The sequence below is a fragment of the Actinokineospora alba genome, assembly GCF_004362515.1.
Taxonomy (GTDB): Bacteria; Actinomycetota; Actinomycetes; order Mycobacteriales; family Pseudonocardiaceae; genus Actinokineospora; species Actinokineospora alba.
Genome location: NZ_SNXU01000001.1, coordinates 2,513,146 through 2,532,292, shown reverse-complemented (window position 1 = coordinate 2,532,292; position 19,147 = coordinate 2,513,146). Strand labels below are relative to the sequence as shown.

Genomic DNA, 19,147 nt, shown 5'->3' with positions numbered 1-19,147 from the left:
TCAGCCCCGCAGCGACGACACCAGCTCCGCCACCGAAGTCCGCGGCCGGTCGCACACGTAACCCCGGCACACGTACGCCGCTGCCTGCCCCTCCACCAGCGGCCGGTCGGCCAGCAGCGGCGCCGAGTCCGGTTCGCCCGCCACCACCACGGCCCCACCCGGCGCGTGCTTGAGGGCGGCCTCAACCAGGGCCGCGCGATCCGCCGGGGAGCCCACGACGGCCACCTGGACCGGACCATGGGCGACGGCCTCGGCGACGGTCAGCCAGTGCCCCGCGAACCGAGGCGCCCGCGACGCCAGGATGCCCGCCCGGTAGATCGCCTCCTCGCACGCCGACCGGTAGGCGTCGGCCCGGTGCGGCCCGGCGAGCGCCGAACCGGCCAGCAGCGCGCCTGCCAGCGCGGACGCCCCCGACGGCGAGGCGTTGTCGCCCGGGTCCGCCGGGCGCCACACCAGGGCATCGGCGTCGTCGGCGGTGTCGTGGAAGGCGCCGGGCATGGTCGGGTCGGCGAAGTGGGCCAGGGCGGTGTCGAGCAGGTCGCACGCTGCGTCGAGCCAGCGCTGGTCTGCGGTGGCCTGGTGCAGCGCGAGAAGGGCGTCGGCGAAGCAGGCGTAGTCCTCGAGGACGCCCGCCGCGGTGCCGACCGCGCCCGCGCGTGAGGTGCGGCGGAGCCTGCCGTCGACGAAGTGCAGGCGCAGCACCAGATCCGCCGCCCGCTCGGCGGCGGTGATCCACGCGGGTTCACCCAGGGCCAGCCCGGCCTCGGTGAGTGCGGCGATCGCCAGCCCGTTCCACGCCGTCACGACCTTGTCGTCGCGACCCGGCTGCGGGCGGGTGTCCCGCGCGGCCAGCAGCGCCGCCTTGACCCGCTGCCAGCGCGGCACGTCGTCGACCTCGCGGCTCAGGCGCAGGGTGGACGTCCCGTGTTCGAAGGAGCCGGACTCGGTGACGCTCAACAGTTCCGCTGCCCAGGCACCGTCCTCGGCGCCGAGCACCTCCGTGAGCTGCGCGGGCGACCACACGTAGGTCAGCCCCTCCTCGCCCTCGGTGTCGGCGTCGAGGGACGAGGCGAATCCGCCTTCCGCGGTGGCGAGGTCGCGCAGCAGGAACGTGGCGGTGTCGACGACCACCTCGCGGTAGCGCTCCGTTCCCGTGCGCCGGAACAGGTGCGCGGCCAGTCGCAGCAGCAAAGCGTTGTCGTAGAGCATCTTCTCGAAGTGCGGCACCACCCAGCCCGCGTCGACGCTGTAGCGGGCGAACCCGCCCGCGAGCTGGTCGTTGAGGCCGCCGTCGGCCATGGCCCGCATCGAGCCCTCCACAATGGACAGCGACTCGACCGAGCCGGTGCGTTCGTGGTGGCGCAGCAGGAATTCCAGCACCATCGTCGGCGGGAACTTCGGCGCGCCACCGAAGCCGCCGTTGATCCGGTCGTAGTCGCCGAGCAGCGACGCGGCCGCCCCGGCCAGGACCTCCTCGTCGACGATCGACTCGACCATCGGCCCGGTCTGCTTGCCCAGTTCCTCGACGATCCGGTCGGCGGCCTCGCGGACCTCGCTGTCCTGCGCGGACCACGCGTCCCGAACGGCGGCGAGCAGCTGCCGGAACGACGGCATCCCGTGCCGCGGCTGCGGCGGGAAGTAGGTGCCGCAGTGGAACGGCTTCGCCTCCGGGGTGAGGAAACACGTCATCGGCCAGCCGCCGTGGCCGGTCATCGCCTGCGTCGCGGTCATGTAGACGGCGTCGACGTCGGGCCGTTCCTCGCGGTCGACCTTCACGTTGACGAAGTTCTCGTTCATCAGCGCGGCCGTCTCGGCGTCCTCGAACGACTCGTGCGCCATCACGTGACACCAGTGGCACGCCGCGTAGCCGATGGACAGCAGGACCGGCACATCACGGCGCTCGGCCTCGGCGAACGCCTCCGGACCCCACTCCCACCAGTCGACGGGGTTGTCGGCGTGCTGGAGCAGATACGGGCTGGTCGAGAGGTGAAGCCGGTTCGCCATGGGTCAACCCTCTCAAATGACATGAGATCCGGCAGCGAGTAGGCGACACTTCGCGGGTGCTGCTGACCCTGACCACGAACCACAAGCCAGCGACCGACCTGGGATATCTGCTGTTCAAGCACCCAGGCAAGGCGCAGGCGTTCTCGACCGCGTCCGGAACCGCGCACGTGTTCTACCCCAGGGCCGACGAGGAGGAGTGCACCGCGGCGCTGCTGCTGGAAGTCGACCCGATCGCCCTGGTCCGCGGCCGCAAGAACGACTCGTTCACCTTGGGCCAGTACGTCAACGACCGTCCGTACGCGGCCGGGTCGATGCTGGCCGTGGCCCTGTCGAGCGTGTTCCGCAGCGCGATGAACGGCCGCTGCGACCAGCGACCCGAGCTGGCCGACACGCCGATCCCGCTGCGGGTCCGGGTGCCCGCTGTGCCCTGCGCGGGCGGCCCCGCCCTCGCCGAGCGGCTGTTCGCGCCGCTGGGCTGGCGGGTCGACGCCCGACCGGTGCCGCTCGACCCGGAGTTCCCCGAGTGGGGCGACTCGCGCTACCTCGACCTGCGGATCGAGGGCGAGCTGAAGCTGTCCGACGCCCTGAAGCACCTCTATGTGCTGCTGCCGGTGATGGACGGCGCCAAGCACTACTGGGTGGGCGAGGACGAGATCGAGAAGCTGCTGCGCGCGGGCGACGGCTGGCTCTCCGGCCACCCGGAGCGCGACCTGATCAGCCTGCGCTACCTGGCCCACCGGCGCGGCTACCAGCGCACGGCCTTGGACCGGCTGGCCGAGCTGGACGGCGCGGAAGTCGAGCCGGTCGACGTGCTGCCTGAGTTGGAAGACAAGCCGGAGCCACTGTCGGCGACCAGGCGGCGCGCGGTGATCGAGGCGCTGCGCGAGGTCCGGGCGCACCGCGTGCTCGACCTCGGCTGCGGCGGCGGCGCCCTGCTGCGTGACCTGCTGGCGGATCCGACGTTCACCGAGATCGTCGGCTGCGACGTCTCCGCGGGCGCACTCGACGCGGCCCAGCGGCGGCTTCGGCTCGACCAGCTGCCCGACCGCACCCGCGACCGGGTCGTGCTGCGTCAGTCGTCGGTCACCTACACGGACCCGGCGCTGGCGGGCTACGACGCGGCGGTGCTGATGGAGGTCGTCGAGCACGTCGACGCGAGCAGGCTGCCCGCGCTGGAGCGCGCGGTGTTCGGCACGGCCAACCCGCGCCACGTCATCGTCACGACACCGAACGCCGAGTACAACGTCCTGTACCCCAACCTTCCCCCGGGCAAAATGCGGCACACCGACCACCGTTTCGAATGGACTCGCGCGCAGTTCCACGACTGGGCCCAAGGCGTCGCGGACCGCTGCGGCTACACCGTCCGCTACGCCCCGGTCGGCCTGGAAGACCCAGTGCACGGTCCCTCCACCCAGCTCGCCGTGTTCTCCCGGAAGGAGGCAGCCTGATGGATCTCGCCATCCCCGACATGGCGCTCGTGGTGCTCATCGGCGCCTCGGGCTCCGGCAAGTCCACCTTCGCCCGCAAGCACTTCGCACCCACCCAGGTGCTCTCCAGCGACTACTTCCGCGGCCTGGTCAGCGATGACGAGAACGACCAGTCGGCGTCGGCGGACGCTTTCGACGCGCTGCACTACATCGCGGGCAAGCGGCTGAGCGCGGGCAAGGTCACCGTGATCGACGCGACCAACGTCCAGCGTGAGCCGCGCGCGGAGCTGATCAAGCTGGCGCGCGAGCACCACGTGCTGCCGGTGGCGATCGTGCTCGACCTCCCCGAAGCGGTGTGCGTTCGGCGCAACGCGGAACGGCCGGACCGCGACTTCGGCGCGCACGTGGTGAAGCGGCACCGAACCGACCTTCGGCGCGCGCTGGGATCGCTGCAGCGTGAGGGTTTCCGCAAGGTGCACGTGCTGCGCGGCGAGTCCGAAGTGGACGCGGCGCGGATCGTGCCGGAGCGGCTGAACAACGACCTGCGCGACCAGACCGGCCCGTTCGACGTGATCGGCGACATCCACGGCTGCCGGGCGGAGCTGGAGGAACTGCTGGGAGAACTGGGTTACGCGATCACCCGTGACGACCAGGGCCGAGCGGTCGGTGCGCGCCACCCCGAGGGCAGGCGCGCGGTGTTCGTCGGCGACCTCGTCGATCGCGGCCCCGACACCCCGGGCGCGCTGCGGCTCGTGATGGGCATGGTCGAGGCGGGCGACGCGCTGGCGGTGTGCGGCAACCACGAGCAGAAGCTGGTCCGCGCCATGCGTGGCCGCAAGGTGACGGTGGCGCACGGCCTGGCCGAGTCGCTCGCCCAGCTCGGCGAGGAGTCCGAGGAGTACCGTGCCCGCGTGGAGGCGTTCTGCGACGGGCTGATCTCGCACTACCGGCTCGACGGCGGCAACCTCGTCGTCGCGCACGCCGGCCTGCCACAGGCGTTTCACGGCCGCGCTTCCGGGCGGGTGCGCAGCTTCGCGCTCTACGGCGACACGACGGGCGAGACCGACGAGTTCGGCCTGCCGGTGCGCTACCCGTGGGCGAACGAGTACCGCGGCCGTGCGATGGTCCTTTATGGACACACCCCGGTGCTGGACCCGGAGTGGGTCAACGGAACCATGTGCCTGGACACCGGCTGCGTGTTCGGCGGCAAGCTCACCGCGCTGCGTTATCCGGAGCGCGAGATCGTGTCGGTCAAGGCGCACCAGGTCTGGTACGAGCCCGCGCGTCCGCTCGCCCCGCCGGATCCGTTCGGCGGTCGTGAGCCGAGCACGCTCGCACTGTCCGATGTGGTCGGCAGGCGCGTGGTCGACACCGGCACCATGGGCCAGATCTCGGTTCGCGGCGAGCAGGCGGCGTCGGCGCTGGAGGTCATGAGCCGCTTCGCCGTCGACCCGCGGTGGCTGCTGTACCTGCCGCCGACGATGGCGCCGACGGCGACCCGACCCGACGGTGACCTGCTCGAACACCCGGCCGAGGCGTTCGCGGACTTCCGCGGACGTGGCGTGCGCGAAGTCCTGTGCGAGGAGAAGCACATGGGCTCACGCGCGGTCGTCCTGGTCACCAGGGACGAGTCGGTGGCGCCCGCGCGGTTCGGCATCGACGGCAACGGCGCGGTGCACACGCGCACGGGCAGGCCGTTCTTCGACGAGGACCTCACCGCCCGGCTGCTCGCGCGCGTGCGGGCCGCGGCGACCGAGGCCGGGCTGTGGACCGAACTCGACACCGACTGGCTGCTGCTCGACGCGGAGCTGATGCCCTGGAGCGCCAAGGCGTCCGCGCTGATCACCAACCAGTACGCCGCCGTCGGAGCGGCGGCGGGGGTCGCCCTGCCCGCGGCCGCCGACGCTCTCGCCGAGGCGGCCGGACGCGGCGTGGATGTCGCGGACCTGTTGGCGCGCACCCGATCCCGGGAAGTGAACGCGACCGACTTCCGCGCGGCCTACCGCCGGTACTGCTGGCCGACCGAAGGCCTCGACGGCGTGCGGCTGGCGCCATTCCAGGTCCTGGCCGCCGAGGGGACGATGTGCCACGAGCGCCCGCACTCCTGGCACCTGGCGATCGCCGACCGCCTACGCGCGGCCGACCCGGACCTGTTCGCGGAGACGCGGAACCTGGCCGTGGACACCGAGGACGCCGGATCGGTCGACGCGGGGGTGCGGTGGTGGACCGAGCTGACCGCGGCGGGCGGCGAGGGGATGGTCGTCAAGCCGGCGGCGAACCACCTGCCGAAGACGCAGCCCGGGGTGAAGGTGCGCGGCCGCGAGTACCTGCGCATCATCTACGGCCCGGACTACACCGAACCGGCGAACCTCTCGCGGCTGCGGGACCGCAACCTCGGCCACAAGCGGTCGCTGGCCCTGCGGGAGTACGCGCTCGGCTTGGAAGGCCTGGCCCGCCTCACCCGCGGCGAACCGCTGTGGCGGGTCCACGAGTGCGTGTTCGCGGTGCTGGCGTTGGAATCCGAACCGGTGGACCCACGCCTGTGATCCTTTCCGCTGTCGTCGGCTCCCATGCCTACGGCCTGGCCACCGCGGCGTCGGACACCGACCGCCGCGGTGTCTACGTGGCACCCACGGAGTCGTTCTGGCGCTTCGAGAAACCACCGTCCAGTGTGGACGGGCCGCTGGATGAACAGGTGACATGGGAGGTCGAGCACTTCTGCCTGCTCGCGCTCAAGGGCAACCCGACCGTGCTGGAAGTACTGGTGAGCGACCGGATCGAGGTATGCACGGCGATCGGCGCCGAACTGCGTGACCTGCTGCCCGCCTTCCTCTCGGAACGAGTCGCGGTGAGCTATGAACGGGCGACCGCCCAACAACTCACCCGCGCCACGAGCGCCGTGGAGCCGAAGTGGAAACAGGTGATGCACGCCTTGCGCCTGCTCATGGTGTGCCGCGACCTGTTGGCCACCGGCGGGCTGCTTATCGACATGACCGCCAATCGGGCGGCACTGTTGGCGGTCCGCTCCGGGGAGGTCCCGCTGGCGGAGTGCCTGACCTGGGCCGACCGCCTCCGCGCGGACATCGCGACCACCCCTCGCGCAGTGCCCGCGGTACCCGACACCCGACGAGTCGAGGACTGGTTGATCTCGGTTCGAAGAAGGAATCTCGATGCCCATCACCCTTCCTGACCTCACAGAGGTGGTGGCGGCCGAGGCCCACCCACCCCTGTTCGCCACAGTCTCGGGCGCCCACCTGTACGGCTTCCCGTCGGAGGACTCGGACATCGACCTGCGCGGCGTGCACCTGCTCGCGGCCGAGGAAGTCGTCGGCCTGCGCGTGGGGCCAGAGACGGTGGACCGGACATGGTTCCGCGACGGAATCGAGATCGACCTGGTCACCCACGACCTGCGCAAGTTCGCCCGGCTGTTGCTCACGCCCAACGGCTACGTGCTGGAGCAGCTCATCTCGCCGCTGGTGGTGCGGACGGGCAAGATCCATGCCGAACTCTTGTCGATGGCGCCCGGGCTGCTGACAAGCAGGCACGCCCACCACTACCGCGGGTTCGCGAACAGCCAGTGGACGCTTTTCCAACACACCAACGAGATCAAGCCACTCCTTTACACCTTCCGCGCGCTGCTGACCGGCATCAACCTCATGCGCACGGGCGTCGTGGACGCGACGCTGCCCAACCTGGGCGGCCCGGCGTACCTCGCCGAACTGATCGAGGCCAAGCGAACGGGCGAGCACCGCAGCCTCGACACCACCCACGTCGTCGAAGCCGCGCGGTTGACCGGCGACGTGGAGCGGCTGCACGAGCAGCTGACGGCGGTCCAGGAGACCACCTCGCTGCCCGAGCGGCCCACGGTCGACGAGCAGATGCACGACCTGGTGGTCCGTGCCCGGCTCGGCTGAACCGGCACACGTTTCGCCTCGCGGAGTCCTTGGCCGAGCGGGAGAGTTGAGGTCATCCACCGCGAAAGGGAGAGGACGATGGCGTCACTCAACATCACCCCGTGCCTGTGGTTCGACACCCAGGGCGAGCAGGCCGCGGAGTTCTACTGCTCGGTGTTCCCCAACTCCAAGATCAAGCAGGTCACGCGCTACGGACCGGACATGCCAGGCCCCGAAGGCCAGGCGATGACGGTCGACTTCGAGATCGACGGCCAGCCGTTCATCGCGCTCAACGGTGGGCCGGAATTCAAGTTCAGCGAGGCCGTCTCGTTCCAGATCTTCTGCAAGGACCAGGCCGAGGTGGACCACTACTGGTCGGCGCTGACCGAGGGCGGCGGCGAGGAGAGTGAGTGCGGGTGGCTGCGGGACAAGTTCGGTCTGTCCTGGCAGGTCATCCCCACCCGGCTGATGGAACTGGTCGAGAACCCGGGCGCGATGCAGGCCATGCTCAAGATGAAGAAGATCGACATCGCCGAGCTCGAACGCGCCGCGACCTGACCGGTGACCGGGCGGCGGGCCGCCCGGTCACCGTCGCTAGTCGCTCTTGGTATCAGGCTCGTCGAAGCTTTCCGGGACGCGCTTGAGGTGTTTGGTCATCGAGCGGATCAGGAACGCCACGGCGATGAAGAACAAAATCAGGATCAGGAAGCCCAGCGGCGAGGACTTGCCGAAGTCCTCGCCCTGCCCGCCGGGGTCGGCGGGCGTCGGCGGGGCCGTCTGCGTGAGGACCATCGGCACGGTGGCCGACAGGTCCGGGCCGGACAGGATCCCGGGCAGAGTCACAGTGTCACCTTCTCAGCGACCCCGGAGAACAAGTCGTCCTCCGGGAGGGTGCTGTCCACCAGCGACCGGACCAGCTCGTACTCCTCGAACGGCCAGACGCTGCGCTGGATGTCCAGCGGCACGGCGAACCAGCGGCTGTCCGGGTCGATCTGGGTGGCGTGGGCGAGGAGCGCGGCGTCGCGGACCTCGAAGTACTCCGAGCAGTGGATCTTCGTGGTGACCCGGTGGGAGATGTCGCCGCGGTCGGCGCTCCAGTTCTCCAGCCACTCGCCGTAGGGCGACTCGAGCCCGGCCGCGAGCAGGGCCTCGTGCATGGCCACCAGCCGGGCGCGGGAGAACCCGTGCATGTAGTACAGCTTCAGCGGCGTCCACGGGTCACCCGCTTCGGGGTGCAGGTCGGGGTCGCCCGCGGCGTCGAACGCGGCGACGGAGACCTCGTGGCAGCGGATGTGGTCGGGGTGCGGGTAGCCGCCGTTCTCGTCGTACGTGAGCACGACGTGCGGCTTGAACTCGCGGATCGCCTGGACCAGCGGCGGGACCGACTCCTCCAGCGGCACCAGGGCGAAGCAGCCCTCGGGCAGCGGCGGCAGCGGGTCGCCCTCGGGCAGGCCCGAGTCGACGAAGCCGAGCCAGCGGTGCTGGACACCGAGGATCTCGGCGGCCTTGGCCATCTCCGCGCGGCGCACGGCCGGGATGTCGGCGAGGACCTCCGGGCGGTCCATGGCCGGGTTCAGGATGTCGCCACGCTCGCCACCGGTGCAGGTCACGACCATGACCTCGTGACCGTCGGCGACGTACTTCGCCATCGTGGCGGCGCCCTTGCTCGACTCGTCGTCCGGATGGGCGTGAACCGCCATCAAACGCAGCTTCTCGGCCATGACCTCTCTCTGCCCCCTCGTCGTATGGGGTACCGCGCCAGGCGGATACTCGACCCCGGTAAGTCGAACGCGTCGCGGCGGGTCCATTGTTCCCGCCTGGCGGACAGTCGTCACAGGAGGCCCCTCGAATGACCGTGGCCGGTCACGCGCTGCCGGAAGGCCGCTACGGGAAACCGCGCGCCAAGCGGTCCCGGCGGACCACGGTGGTCCTCATCGCCCTTGGTCTTCTCGCAGGTGGGGGCGCCGCCTACCTCGCGTACACGAATCTGGGGAGCGCCCCGATCGAGGCCGAGCGGATCTCGTTCGGCAACCAGCCGGACAACCGGATGCAGCTGGTTTTCGACGTCACGCGGCAGACCCCCGACCGGGCCGCGGTGTGCATCGTGCGTACCCGCGGCATCGACGGCGGCGAAGGCGGGCGCAAGGAGGTCTACATCGCCCCCGGGGCCTCTTCCGTGCGCGTGACCACAGTGATCTCCAGCTCATCCGAACCGGTGACAGCCGACGTGTTCGGGTGCTCCTACCAGGTGCCCGCATACCTGTCCACAGGACAGCCGCCAACGGGGTGAACTGCGTCCTTATCGGTGCTAAATCGGACAAAACGGACGGTTTAGCACGCCTGTTCATGCTATTCTCGTCTACCTGCACGGCCCCTAGGCGGGCCGTGTTTTTCCATTCCGGGTGCTCGACGAAGCCCGGGACTGCCGGCCCGTAACCACGGGCCCGGAGTACGACGAGGAGTTGGTGACCGTGAGCGACACCCAGGTGACCTGGTTGACCCAGGAGGCCTACAACCGGCTCAAGCACGAGCTCGACGAGCTGATTGAGAACCGCCCGGTCATCGCGCAGAAGATCAACACCAGCCGCGAGGAGGGTGACCTCAAGGAAAACGGGGGCTACCACGCGGCCCGTGAAGAGCAGGGGCAGCAGGAGGCCCGGATCCGGCATCTGCAGGAGCTGCTTCGCGGAGCGAAGGTCGGCGAAGCCCCGTCCAACGACGGCGTCGCCGAGCCGGGCATGGTGTTGACGGTCCGCTACGAGGGCGACGACGACGAGGAGCAGTTCCTGCTCGCCACCCGCGAGGAAGGCAGCGAGGGCGAGCTCGAGGTCTACTCCCCCGAGTCGCCGCTGGGTCGCGCCTTGCTCGGTGCCAAGGAAGGCGAGACCCGCGAGTACGCACTGCCCAGCGGCAAGATCCAAAAAGTCACGCTGACCAAGGCAGTCCCCTACAGCGGCTGACCGCGCCTGACCCACCCGCGAGTCGCCCCTTCCAGCAAACGAGTCGCCCCTTCCGGCAAGTGAGTTCAACATTCAGGCCGCGGACCCCAGGTGCCCGCACGGCCGCCTGGATTGAATCGCGCGCCTGAATGTTGAACTCACTTGCCGGAAGGGGCGACTCGTTTGCTGGAAGGGGCGACTCGCGTATCACCGCACGATGCGTTCGAGTAAGGGCCGGACGCGCATCGGCACCGGGGTGGACAAAGCGATCGAAGTCGAGGTGCGCTGCACCCACTCGACGTTCACCACGCGGTCGATGACCCGCTGCAGGTCGGCGTTGTCCCTGGCCACCATCCGCACGAGCAGGTCGCCCTGGCCCGTGGTGGCGTGCACCTCGCACACCTCGTGGATCGCCCGCAGCCGCTCGGCCACCTCGATCCGCCTGCCCTGCGCGATCTCCAGCACCGCGAACGCCGTCAGCCCGTAGCCCATCGCCGCGAGGTCGAGCGCCGGCGGAAACCCGCCGAGCACGCCGCGCCGCTCCAGGCGGTCCATCCGGGCTTGCACCGTGCCCCGCGCGACGCCGAGCCTGCGCGAGCATTCGAGCACGCCCAGCCGCGGTTCGTCGGTCAACAGCAAGAGCAATCTGGCGTCAAGGACGTCGAGCACATCCCCGTGATCATCCGACACCCCAGTCACCTCCTGGTCACAGTGCCCACTTTGCCAGCTTAGACCCTTCCAACACTGAGCAGATTGCCCTGTGAACAAAGGGACTGTTGCGCAGGGTGTCTTGTCGAATGATGCTCAGAAATACCGCACTGAAGGAAGACGCAGGAGGACGCGATGACTGGGACCCTCGGCCGCAGCGAACTGGGCATGGACGAGGTGAGCTACGACCAGCTCCGCCAGCTCGTCGGCCTCGTCGACTATGACGAGAGCCGTGATCCGTTCCCCGTGAACGCGATGGACGCCGTCGTGTTCGTCGTCGGCAACGCCACGCAGACCGCGCTGTTCTATCAGGCCGCGTTCGGCATGGAGCTCGTCGCCTACTCGGGCCCGGAGACCGGCAACACCGACCACAAGTCGTTCGTGCTGAAGTCCGGATCGGCCCGCTTCGTCATCAAGGGCGGCGTGCGCCCCGGCAGCCCGCTGCTCGACCACCACCGCGAGCACGGCGATGGCGTCGTCGACCTCGCCCTGGCCGTGCCGGACGTCGACAAGTGCGTCGAGCACGCCCGGGCCGAAGGCGCGATCATCCTCGAAGAGCCCAACGACGTCACCGATGAGCACGGCACCATCCGCACCGCCGCCATCGCCACCTACGGCCGGACCCGCCACACCCTGGTGGACCGGTCCCGCTACACCGGGCCCTACCTGCCCGGATACGTCGCGAAGACGGGCTCCTACCGCAAGCCCGCCGACGCGCCGAAGCGGCTGTTCCAGGCCATCGACCACTGTGTCGGCAACGTCGAGCTCGGCAAGATGGACTACTGGGTCGACTGGTACAACCGCGTCATGGGCTTCGTGAACATGGCGGAGTTCGTCGGCGACGACATCGCCACCGAGTACTCGGCGCTGATGAGCAAGGTTGTCTCCAACGGCAACCACCGGGTCAAGTTCCCGCTCAACGAGCCGGCGATCGCGAAGAAGAAGTCGCAGATCGACGAGTACCTCGAGTTCTACGGCGGCCCCGGCTGCCAGCACATCGCCTTGGCCACCAACGACATCATCGCCACGGTCACCGCGATGCGCGCCGCGGGCGTCGAGTTCCTCGACATCCCGGACTCCTACTACGAGGACCCCGAGCTGCGCGCCCGCATCGGCGAGGTCCGGGTGCCGATCGAGCTGCTCAAGGAGAACGCGATCCTGGTCGACCGCGACGAGGACGGGTACCTCCTGCAGATCTTCACCAAGCCGATCGGCGACCGGCCGACGGTCTTCTACGAGATGATCGAGCGGCACGGTTCGCTCGGCTTCGGCAAGGGCAACTTCAAGGCCCTGTTCGAGGCCATCGAGCGCGAGCAGGAGCGCCGGGGCAACCTGTAAAACCCGCTGAAGACTGTGGCCCCCATCCGACAACGGCGTCGGATGGGGGCCACACTCAGCTGCTCCTCAGGTATCACTCGCTTGAGGCAGGTACCCTCGGGGCGCGGAATATGAGTGGGGAGACAGCGCTATGGCCTTCGGAACCCGGCTAACGGGTGTCGCGTCGCTCGCGGCCGCCATGGGCGCCGCCGCGGCACTGGCCGGGGTGGCCGTGTTCACGGTGAGCACCGCCGCCTGCGCTGAGCCCGGGCACTTCGTCGCCACCGGCGACCAGGTCGAACTCGTCGGCGGCTGCCTCAACCCCGCCGACCTCCCCGCCGCCCCGGCCCCCGCGCCGACCGCCACCCCCGGCGTAGACCCCTTCCGCCAAGCCCCCTAACGCGCGAGTCGCCCCTTCCGGCGAACGAGTCGCCCCCTCCGGCAAGTGAGTTCAACACTCCGGCAAGTGAGTTCAACCTTCGCGCAGCGGTTCGCCGCACTTTCGGCGACCCCGAAACTCTGTTCGCCTGCCTGAAGGTTGAACTCAGTTGCCGGAGTGTTGAACTCACTTGCCGGAGGGGGCGACTCGTTTGCTGGAAGGGGCGACTCGCGGCCGGTTAGAGGGCGGAGACGAGGTCTTGGATTAGGTCGGTGCTGTCCTCGATGCCTACGGAGAGGCGGACGAGGTCGGCGGGGACCTGCAGGGGTGAGCCCGCGGTGCTGGCGTGGGTCATCCGGCCCGGGTGCTCGATCAGCGACTCGATGCCGCCCAGGGACTCGCCCAGGGTGAACAGCTTGGTGCGCGAGACCAGGTCCAGCGCGGCCTGCTCGCCCCCGGCCACCGAGAACGAGATCATCCCGCCGAAGCGGCGCATCTGCTTGGCGGCGATCTCGTGGCCCGGGTGGTCGCTCAGGCCCGGGTAGTACACCTTGCTGATCTTGTCGCTGCGCAGCAGCGTCTCGACGATCCGCTCGGCGTTGTCGCTGTGCCGCTCCATCCGCAGCGCCAGCGTCTTCGCGCCGCGCAGGGTCAGCCACGAGTCGAACGGGCCGGGGACCGCGCCCGCGGCGTTGCGCAGGAACGCGAACTGGTCGTTGAGCTCGGAGTCCGAGGTGACCAGGGCGCCGCCGACCACGTCGGAGTGGCCGCCGAGGTACTTCGTCGTCGAGTGCAGCACCACGTCGGCGCCCAGGCTCAGCGGCGCCTGCAGGTACGGGGTGGCGAAGGTGTTGTCGATGACCAGCTTCGCGCCGCCCTCGGTGGCGATCGCGGCCAGCGCGGCGATGTCGGCGATGCCGAGCAGCGGGTTGGTCGGGGTCTCCGACCAGATGACCTTCGTGGTCGGCCGCAGCGCCGCCCGGGTCGCGTCCAGGTCGGACAGGTCGACCGCGGAGTACTCCACGCCCCACAGGGTCATGACCTTGTCGATCAGCCGGAACGTGCCGCCGTAGGCGTCGTTGCCGAGGATCACGTGGTCACCGGGACGCGTCATGCTGCGCAGCGCGACGTCGGAGGCGGCCATGCCGGAGGCGAACGCCAGTCCGTGCGCGCCGCCCTCCAGCGACGCCAGCGCCGTCTCCAGCGCGGTGCGCGTCGGGTTCGCCGTGCGCGAGTACTCGTAGCCTTCCCGCAGACCGCCCACGCCGTCCTGGGCGAAGGTCGAGGTCTGGTAGATCGGCACGATCACCGCGCCGGTGCGCGGGTCGGGGTCCTGCCCCGCGTGGATAGCCCGGGTTTCGAAGCCCCAGCGGGCAGAGTCGTCAGCCATGGGTCCAGGCTACGACCACTCACCGCCGGGGGCGCGGCCCGCCACCCCGGACCCACCGCGACGTCGACGGCAGCAGCGTGAGCAGCAGTGCTATCGGAGCCGATATCAGCGAGAAGGCGAGCAGGCCCGGGTCGAGCAGCTCGAAGCTGAACAGGACGCCGAGGTAGAGGTCGAGCGGCACCTCGATGATCAGCGGCTCGAGCAGGATCGACGCCACACCCCAGGGTGCGCCGATGATCGTCAGCACCGGACCGGCGTCTTTGCGGGCGAAGATGAGGCCCGCGCCGACGACCAGGAACAGCGCGGCCAGGAACCGGCCGACCACGATGCCGAGCACGTTGACCGGGACATCGCGGAACCCGATCTCGGCGAACGTCGAGGTGACGTTGACGGTCTCCACCAGCAGCGCGCCCGCGGTGGCCAGCGCGCACGCGCCCGCCAGCACCGCGGTCACCGGGGTGGCGGGCCGCACAGGGGGATACCCCATGGCGGGTTCGCTCGAAAATCCCCGCGGGTAGTCCATCGCCCGTCCTGTCCGTCCGACCTCGCCGTTCACCATCCCGGTTGGTGTCCGCCCGGCACATACCCGGCGGGCGCCGGTGGCGTGGCGCGGGTCGACTCCCTCGTCGCGGGCATCATCGCGAACAGCAGCGCGGACGCGGCCTCGACCAGCGCGATGACGACCAGAATCGACCGCAGGTGCCCGAAGTTGAAGAGCGAGGCGAAGAAGCGACCGAAGTCGAGGTGGAGGAGGACGGGCTCCATCACCACCGCACTGAGGGCGCCGAGTGCCCCGATGATCACGAGCGTCGGCCCGGCACTCTTGCGCGCGATAGTCAGGACGCCACCGAGTTCGAGGAGCAGGCCTGCCAGCAGCTGCCAGCCCAGGATCACGTAGAGCTCCGTGGGCAGGTTGCCGAAGCCGTAGTCGCCGAAGAGGACGGCGGCGTCCACAACCAGGTAGAGCAGGACGGCACCGCTGACGAGAGCGCTGACCGCGGCGAACACCGCCAGGCCGGACGGCGCGGTTCGCTGGGGCGGATATCCCGGTGCGGGTGGATATCCCGGTGCTTGCGGATATCCCGGCGAATAGGTCATGTGCACTCCCCCAACGGTCGGTTGGGGCGAGACCTTATCGGAAATGACGATGGGCCTGGCCGAAAACGGCCGGCCACGATGCGGCTGTCTGGATCACGCGCAGTTCGTCGGACAGCAAAACGGCGGTGGTTTCGAACGAATCGAAACCACCGCCGTCGCTAGTTCACCACTGCTGTGGCGGCTGCTGCTGTCCACCGGGAGGCGGCTGCTGGCCGTATCCCTGCTGCGGCGGCGGACCGCCGAAGCCACCGGGCTGCTGCTGCTGGTGCGGCGGCGGGAATCCGGGCGGCGGCGTCTGCGGCGGCTGACCGTAGCCACCCGGCTGCTGCTGACCGAAACCCTGCTGCGGCTGCTGGCCGAAGCCCTGCTGGGGCTGGCCGAAGCCCTGCGGCTGCCCGAAACCAGGCTGCGGCTGGCCGAATCCACCCTGCGGCGGACCGCCGAATCCGCCGCCCGGACCACCCAGCGGCGCGCTGCCGTAGAGGTAGCCCTTGGTCTGCGGGAAGAACGCCAGCGCACCCGCGCCCGCGATCGCCAGACCGAAGATCAGGAGCGTGACGACCCGACCCGGCATGCCGCCCTCGATCGCGATGATGATCGAGGTGAGGACCAGGAGGGCACCACCGCCGAGCACCACGAAGTGCGCGATGTTGAGGTTCTTCTTCAGGAAGAGCAGCGCCGCGCCACCGATGGCCGCGAGCGAGCCCAGCAAGAACATGATCATGTAAAGGTGGAACCGGAACGGGATCTTCACTTCTTCTGCGAACCGCTCCGCCGCCCGCTCGCAGTCGGCCTGAAGGTCTGCGGGCAGGCTCGAACAGCCGCTGCTCACCTCCGACGACGCCGCACCGCCGATGTCGGACCACAGCGTGATCGTGATGATCGCGCTGATCAGACCGAGCACCGCGACGACACCGAGCAGGATCATCGAGATCATCGCCGTGTTGGCACCGGGACCGCCGAAGTTCGGCTGGCCGCCGAGTCCGCCCTGCTGGGCGAATCCGGGCGGCGGGTAGCCGCCGGGCTGGAAGCCCTGCTGCTGCCCCGGGAACCCGCCATGCTGCTGCTGCGGCGGCGGGAAGCCCTGCTGCTGACCGAACTGACCCGGCTGACCGGGCTGCCCGAAGCCGCCGGGAGGCGACTGCTGGGCGCCGGGCTGGGCGTAGGGCGGGGACTGCGGGACGGAGCCGGGCGGCACCATCTGGGTCGCCTCGGCCTGGTTGGGGTTGCCCGACGGAGCACCCTGTCCGGGCCGCACGACCTGGGTGCGGTCGCTGCTGTCGTCGTCGCCGCTCGCACTCGGGAGGGGCTGGCCAGGACGGATGGCCTGGGTCCGCTCGACGCCGTCGGCACCGGTGTTGTCACCGGGTGGCGCCGAGTACTGTTCGGCGGGCTCTGGCGGGGGCGGAAAGCCCTGCCCGGGCTGCTGGGCCTGGCCTTGATCCGGGCCGGGCTGCCCAGGCCACTGCTGGCCCTGCCAAGGCTCGTTCGGCGGCTGGGGAGCACTCATCGGGTTTCCCACCCCTTTTGACCTGGAATGTCAGATTGCATCGCCGGTAACGCTATCGGATACGCCGGAAGTGCGTCGGTTACGTCCACAATCGGTTAACGGCCTGCCAGGAAACCCAAGAGGTCCTGCCTGGTCACCACGCCCGCGGGCTTGCCGTCGACGAGTACCAGCGCGCCGTCGGCCGAGGACAGCGCGCCCATCGCGGCGCTGACCTGCTCGCCCGCGCCGATGGTCGGCAGCGGCGGGGACATGTGCTGCTCGACCCGGTCGGCCAGCGCGGCCTTGCCGGTGAACAGGGCGTCGAGCAGGTCGCGCTCGTTGACCGCGCCCACGACCTCGGCGGCCATGACCGGCGGCTCCGCGTTGACCACGGGCATCTGGCTGACGCCGAACTCGCGCAGCACGGCGACCGCGTCGGCCACGGTCTCGCCCGGGTGGGCGTGGATGAACTCGGGAACCGAGTGGCCAGACGCGCTCTTGCGGCGGAGCACGTCGCCGACGGTGGCGCCGGAATGCTCGGGCGGCAGGAAGCCGTACTGGGCCATCCACGAGTCGTTGAACACCTTGGACAGGTAGCCGCGGCCGCCGTCGGGCAGCAGCACGACGACGACGTCGTCCGGGCCGAGGCGGCCGGCCAGGCGCAGCGCGGCCGCGGCGGCCATGCCGCACGAGCCGCCGACCAGCAGGCCTTCCTCGCGGGCGAGCCTGCGGGTGATGTGGAAGGACTCCGCGTCGGACACGGCGATGATCTCGTCGGCGACGTCGCGGTCGTACGCGGTCGGCCAGAAGTCCTCGCCGACGCCCTCGACGAGGTACGGCCTGCCGGTGCCGCCGGAGTACACCGAGCCCTCGGGGTCGGCGCCGATCACCTGGACCCGGCCGTCGCTGACCTCCTTGAGGTAGCGGCCGGTGCCGGAGATCGTGCCGCCGGTGCCGACGCCCGCGACGAAGTGGGTGATCTTGCCCTCGGTCTGCGTCCACAGCTCGGGGCCGGTCGAGTAGTAGTGGCTGAGCGGGTTCTCCTGGTTGGAGTACTGGTCCGGCTTCCAGGCGCCCTCGATCTCGCGCACCAGGCGGTCGGAGACGTTGTAGTAGGAGTCCGGGTGCTCGGGGGCGACGGCCGTGGGGCAGACCACGACCTCGGCGCCGTAGGCCTTGAGGACGTTGCGCTTGTCCTCGCTGACCTTGTCCGGGCAGACGAAGACACACTTGTAGCCGCGGCGCTGGGCGACCAGGGCCAGGCCGATGCCGGTGTTGCCGGAGGTGGGCTCGACGATCGTGCCGCCGGGCTTGAGCGCGCCGGACTTCTCCGCCGCGTCGATCATCCGCACGGCGATGCGGTCTTTCACGCTGCCGCCGGGGTTGAAGTACTCGACCTTGGCCAGCACCGTGGGAGCCAGACCCTTGGCCAGTGAGTTCAGCTTGACCAGCGGCGTGTCGCCGACGAGGTCGATGATGTGGTCGACGTACTGCACCGGAGCTCCTTTGTGGGGTCTCACTCAAACTACGCACGCCAGCCTATCCGCCCGCGTGCATCCATCCGCGAGGTTGCGGTCCGCGCTTGCGTAAGGAACTTCCGACTTGTGCGATACGTCTCTTAAGGACCGGGAGGAGGCAGCGATGGTGGGACTTCGGGCTTTGCGCGTGGCCGCGATGACGGCCGGATCGGTCGGCGGCCTGTCCGGTGTGGCCTACACCCTGCTCAACACCCAGTCACGACAGGCCAGAACGATCATCGGCGTCCCCCGCGACCTGCCGTTCAACGCCGACGGGGTGTACCGCCCGGACGGCACCGGCCCGGTGGCGCTGTCCAGCACCGACGTGCTCAGGTTCGCGATGTTCGGCGACTCCAGCGCGGCGGGCCTCGGGGCGGAATCGCCCGACCGGCTGCCGGGCGTGGTCCTGGCCAGGGCGCTCGCCGAGGAGTCCGGCAGGCCGGTACGTCTCGTCACGCACGCGGTGAGCGGGTCGCGGACCACCGGCCTCATCCCGCAGATCGACGCCGCGCTGGTCGACCCGCCGGACGTCGCGGTGGTCATGATCGGCGGCAACGACGTGACCGCCCGGATGCGGATCGGGACGTCGGCGGCGCTGCTCGCCGAGCAGGTGCGCAGGCTGACCGACGCGGGCACCGCTGTCGTCGTGGGCACCTGCCCCGACCTGGGCACGATCCGGCCGATCCCGCAGCCGCTGCGCACGCTCGCGCAGCACTGGAGTCGGGCGCTGGCCCGGGCGCAGACCCGCGAGCTCAACCGCACCGAGGCGACGTCGGTGCCGATGGCGGCGATCCTGGGGCCGTGGTTTCGCGACCGGCCCGACGAATACTTCAGCCCGGACCGCTTCCACCCCAACGGCGACGGCTACGCGCTCGCCGCGGGCGTGATGCTCGCCCCGCTGTGCGCGGCGGGTGGTGTGTGGAAAAGTTCGCGATAAGCGGCTGAGCGCGGGCGCTCCGCCTCGCGCCTCGGCCCGGCACCGTGGT

The 19,147-nt window shown here is 70.0% G+C and carries 18 protein-coding genes and 1 pseudogene; 10 read left to right on the top strand and 9 right to left on the bottom strand.

What is annotated here, in order from left to right; all coding sequences use genetic code 11:
* A complete protein-coding gene (locus C8E96_RS12075) occupies nt 1-2,004 on the bottom strand; it encodes a thioredoxin domain-containing protein (protein WP_091378576.1) in 2,004 nt (667 codons plus the stop codon).
* Nucleotides 2,005-2,060: 56 nt separating this feature from the next.
* Here C8E96_RS12075 and C8E96_RS12070 point away from each other — a divergent pair, with 56 nt between their 5' ends.
* The 5 genes from C8E96_RS12070 (at nt 2,061) to C8E96_RS12050 (ending at nt 7,882) form a co-directional block, all read left to right on the top strand.
* Nucleotides 2,061-3,452 carry a 3' terminal RNA ribose 2'-O-methyltransferase Hen1 gene (locus C8E96_RS12070; RefSeq protein ID WP_091378578.1) on the top strand — a complete coding sequence of 464 codons (1,392 nt, stop codon included), beginning with the start codon at nt 2,061-2,063 and terminating at the stop codon, nt 3,450-3,452.
* The gene (locus tag C8E96_RS12065; RefSeq protein WP_091378580.1) at nt 3,452-5,977 is read left to right on the top strand and encodes a polynucleotide kinase-phosphatase; all 2,526 of its coding nucleotides are present in this window, start codon (nt 3,452-3,454) and stop codon (nt 5,975-5,977) included. Before C8E96_RS12070 ends, C8E96_RS12065 begins: the two co-directional genes overlap by 1 nt.
* The gene (locus C8E96_RS12060; RefSeq protein ID WP_228770033.1) at nt 5,974-6,621 is read left to right on the top strand and encodes a nucleotidyltransferase domain-containing protein; all 648 of its coding nucleotides are present in this window, start codon (nt 5,974-5,976) and stop codon (nt 6,619-6,621) included. Before C8E96_RS12065 ends, C8E96_RS12060 begins: the two co-directional genes overlap by 4 nt.
* Nucleotides 6,602-7,345, top strand: coding sequence for a nucleotidyltransferase domain-containing protein (locus C8E96_RS12055; RefSeq protein ID WP_091378583.1), 744 nt, complete (start codon nt 6,602-6,604; stop codon nt 7,343-7,345). Before C8E96_RS12060 ends, C8E96_RS12055 begins: the two co-directional genes overlap by 20 nt.
* Nucleotides 7,346-7,423: 78 nt before the next feature.
* A complete protein-coding gene (locus tag C8E96_RS12050) occupies nt 7,424-7,882 on the top strand; it encodes a VOC family protein (protein ID WP_091378585.1) in 459 nt (152 codons plus the stop codon).
* Nucleotides 7,883-7,936: 54 nt separating this feature from the next.
* On the opposite strand, the pseudogene C8E96_RS12045 reads toward C8E96_RS12050, so the two are convergent.
* Nucleotides 7,937-8,116: pseudogene (locus C8E96_RS12045) on the bottom strand (hypothetical protein); the annotation flags it as partial.
* A gap of 47 nt (nt 8,117-8,163) precedes the next feature.
* The gene (gene mca, locus C8E96_RS12040; RefSeq protein WP_091378589.1) at nt 8,164-9,045 is read right to left on the bottom strand and encodes a mycothiol conjugate amidase Mca; all 882 of its coding nucleotides are present in this window, start codon (nt 9,043-9,045) and stop codon (nt 8,164-8,166) included.
* A gap of 128 nt (nt 9,046-9,173) precedes the next feature.
* On the opposite strand from mca, the gene C8E96_RS12035 reads away from it, so the two are divergent.
* Together C8E96_RS12035 and greA are read left to right on the top strand one after the other, a co-directional pair.
* Nucleotides 9,174-9,614 (top strand): DUF4307 domain-containing protein, encoded by a 441-nt coding sequence (locus C8E96_RS12035; RefSeq protein WP_091378593.1) that lies wholly within the window; start codon nt 9,174-9,176, stop codon nt 9,612-9,614.
* A gap of 175 nt (nt 9,615-9,789) precedes the next feature.
* A complete protein-coding gene (gene greA, locus C8E96_RS12030; protein ID WP_166657954.1) occupies nt 9,790-10,284 on the top strand; it encodes a transcription elongation factor GreA in 495 nt (164 codons plus the stop codon).
* A gap of 186 nt (nt 10,285-10,470) precedes the next feature.
* Here greA and C8E96_RS12025 read toward each other — a convergent pair whose 3' ends face one another.
* Nucleotides 10,471-10,953 carry an Lrp/AsnC family transcriptional regulator gene (locus tag C8E96_RS12025; protein WP_166657953.1) on the bottom strand — a complete coding sequence of 161 codons (483 nt, stop codon included), beginning with the start codon at nt 10,951-10,953 and terminating at the stop codon, nt 10,471-10,473.
* Nucleotides 10,954-11,106: 153 nt separating this feature from the next.
* Here C8E96_RS12025 and hppD point away from each other — a divergent pair, with 153 nt between their 5' ends.
* Together hppD and C8E96_RS12015 are read left to right on the top strand one after the other, a co-directional pair.
* The gene (gene hppD, locus C8E96_RS12020) at nt 11,107-12,309 is read left to right on the top strand and encodes a 4-hydroxyphenylpyruvate dioxygenase (RefSeq protein WP_091378600.1); all 1,203 of its coding nucleotides are present in this window, start codon (nt 11,107-11,109) and stop codon (nt 12,307-12,309) included.
* A gap of 130 nt (nt 12,310-12,439) precedes the next feature.
* On the top strand, nt 12,440-12,688 hold the full coding sequence (locus C8E96_RS12015) for a hypothetical protein (protein ID WP_176926786.1): 249 nt from the start codon (nt 12,440-12,442) through the stop codon (nt 12,686-12,688).
* A gap of 217 nt (nt 12,689-12,905) precedes the next feature.
* On the opposite strand, the gene C8E96_RS12010 is transcribed toward C8E96_RS12015, so the two are convergent.
* The 5 genes from C8E96_RS12010 to C8E96_RS11990 form a co-directional block, all read right to left on the bottom strand.
* Nucleotides 12,906-14,057, bottom strand: coding sequence for a cystathionine gamma-synthase (locus tag C8E96_RS12010; RefSeq protein ID WP_091378602.1), 1,152 nt, complete (start codon nt 14,055-14,057; stop codon nt 12,906-12,908).
* A gap of 19 nt (nt 14,058-14,076) precedes the next feature.
* Nucleotides 14,077-14,544: a hypothetical protein gene (locus C8E96_RS12005; RefSeq protein ID WP_091378605.1), complete on the bottom strand. Its 468-nt coding sequence runs from the start codon at nt 14,542-14,544 to the stop codon at nt 14,077-14,079.
* 65 nt (nt 14,545-14,609) lie between these two features.
* The gene (locus C8E96_RS12000) at nt 14,610-15,155 is read right to left on the bottom strand and encodes a hypothetical protein (RefSeq protein ID WP_133794373.1); all 546 of its coding nucleotides are present in this window, start codon (nt 15,153-15,155) and stop codon (nt 14,610-14,612) included.
* Between the two features lie 163 nt (nt 15,156-15,318).
* Nucleotides 15,319-16,665, bottom strand: a complete 1,347-nt coding sequence (locus tag C8E96_RS11995; RefSeq protein WP_091378611.1) for a hypothetical protein — start codon at nt 16,663-16,665, stop codon at nt 15,319-15,321.
* A gap of 95 nt (nt 16,666-16,760) precedes the next feature.
* Nucleotides 16,761-18,140 (bottom strand): cystathionine beta-synthase, encoded by a 1,380-nt coding sequence (locus C8E96_RS11990; RefSeq protein ID WP_091378614.1) that lies wholly within the window; start codon nt 18,138-18,140, stop codon nt 16,761-16,763.
* Nucleotides 18,141-18,285: 145 nt separating this feature from the next.
* Between C8E96_RS11990 and C8E96_RS11985 the strand changes: the two genes are divergently transcribed.
* Nucleotides 18,286-19,098, top strand: coding sequence for an SGNH/GDSL hydrolase family protein (locus C8E96_RS11985; protein ID WP_228770034.1), 813 nt, complete (start codon nt 18,286-18,288; stop codon nt 19,096-19,098).
* Nucleotides 19,099-19,147: the final 49 nt, after the last annotated feature.

Coding starts and splice junctions, on each gene's coding strand:
- C8E96_RS12075 (WP_091378576.1), bottom strand. CDS start 2,004: ATGGCGAACCGGCTTCACCTCTCGACCAGCCCGTATCTGCTCCAGCAC.
- C8E96_RS12065 (WP_091378580.1), top strand. CDS start 3,452: ATGGATCTCGCCATCCCCGACATGGCGCTCGTGGTGCTCATCGGCGCC.
- C8E96_RS12055 (WP_091378583.1), top strand. CDS start 6,602: ATGCCCATCACCCTTCCTGACCTCACAGAGGTGGTGGCGGCCGAGGCC.
- C8E96_RS12050 (WP_091378585.1), top strand. CDS start 7,424: ATGGCGTCACTCAACATCACCCCGTGCCTGTGGTTCGACACCCAGGGC.
- mca (WP_091378589.1), bottom strand. CDS start 9,045: ATGGCCGAGAAGCTGCGTTTGATGGCGGTTCACGCCCATCCGGACGAC.
- C8E96_RS12035 (WP_091378593.1), top strand. CDS start 9,174: ATGACCGTGGCCGGTCACGCGCTGCCGGAAGGCCGCTACGGGAAACCG.
- hppD (WP_091378600.1), top strand. CDS start 11,107: ATGACTGGGACCCTCGGCCGCAGCGAACTGGGCATGGACGAGGTGAGC.
- C8E96_RS12015 (WP_176926786.1), top strand. CDS start 12,440: ATGGCCTTCGGAACCCGGCTAACGGGTGTCGCGTCGCTCGCGGCCGCC.
- C8E96_RS12010 (WP_091378602.1), bottom strand. CDS start 14,057: ATGGCTGACGACTCTGCCCGCTGGGGCTTCGAAACCCGGGCTATCCAC.
- C8E96_RS12005 (WP_091378605.1), bottom strand. CDS start 14,544: ATGGGGTATCCCCCTGTGCGGCCCGCCACCCCGGTGACCGCGGTGCTG.
- C8E96_RS12000 (WP_133794373.1), bottom strand. CDS start 15,155: ATGACCTATTCGCCGGGATATCCGCAAGCACCGGGATATCCACCCGCA.
- C8E96_RS11995 (WP_091378611.1), bottom strand. CDS start 16,665: ATGAGTGCTCCCCAGCCGCCGAACGAGCCTTGGCAGGGCCAGCAGTGG.
- C8E96_RS11985 (WP_228770034.1), top strand. CDS start 18,286: ATGGTGGGACTTCGGGCTTTGCGCGTGGCCGCGATGACGGCCGGATCG.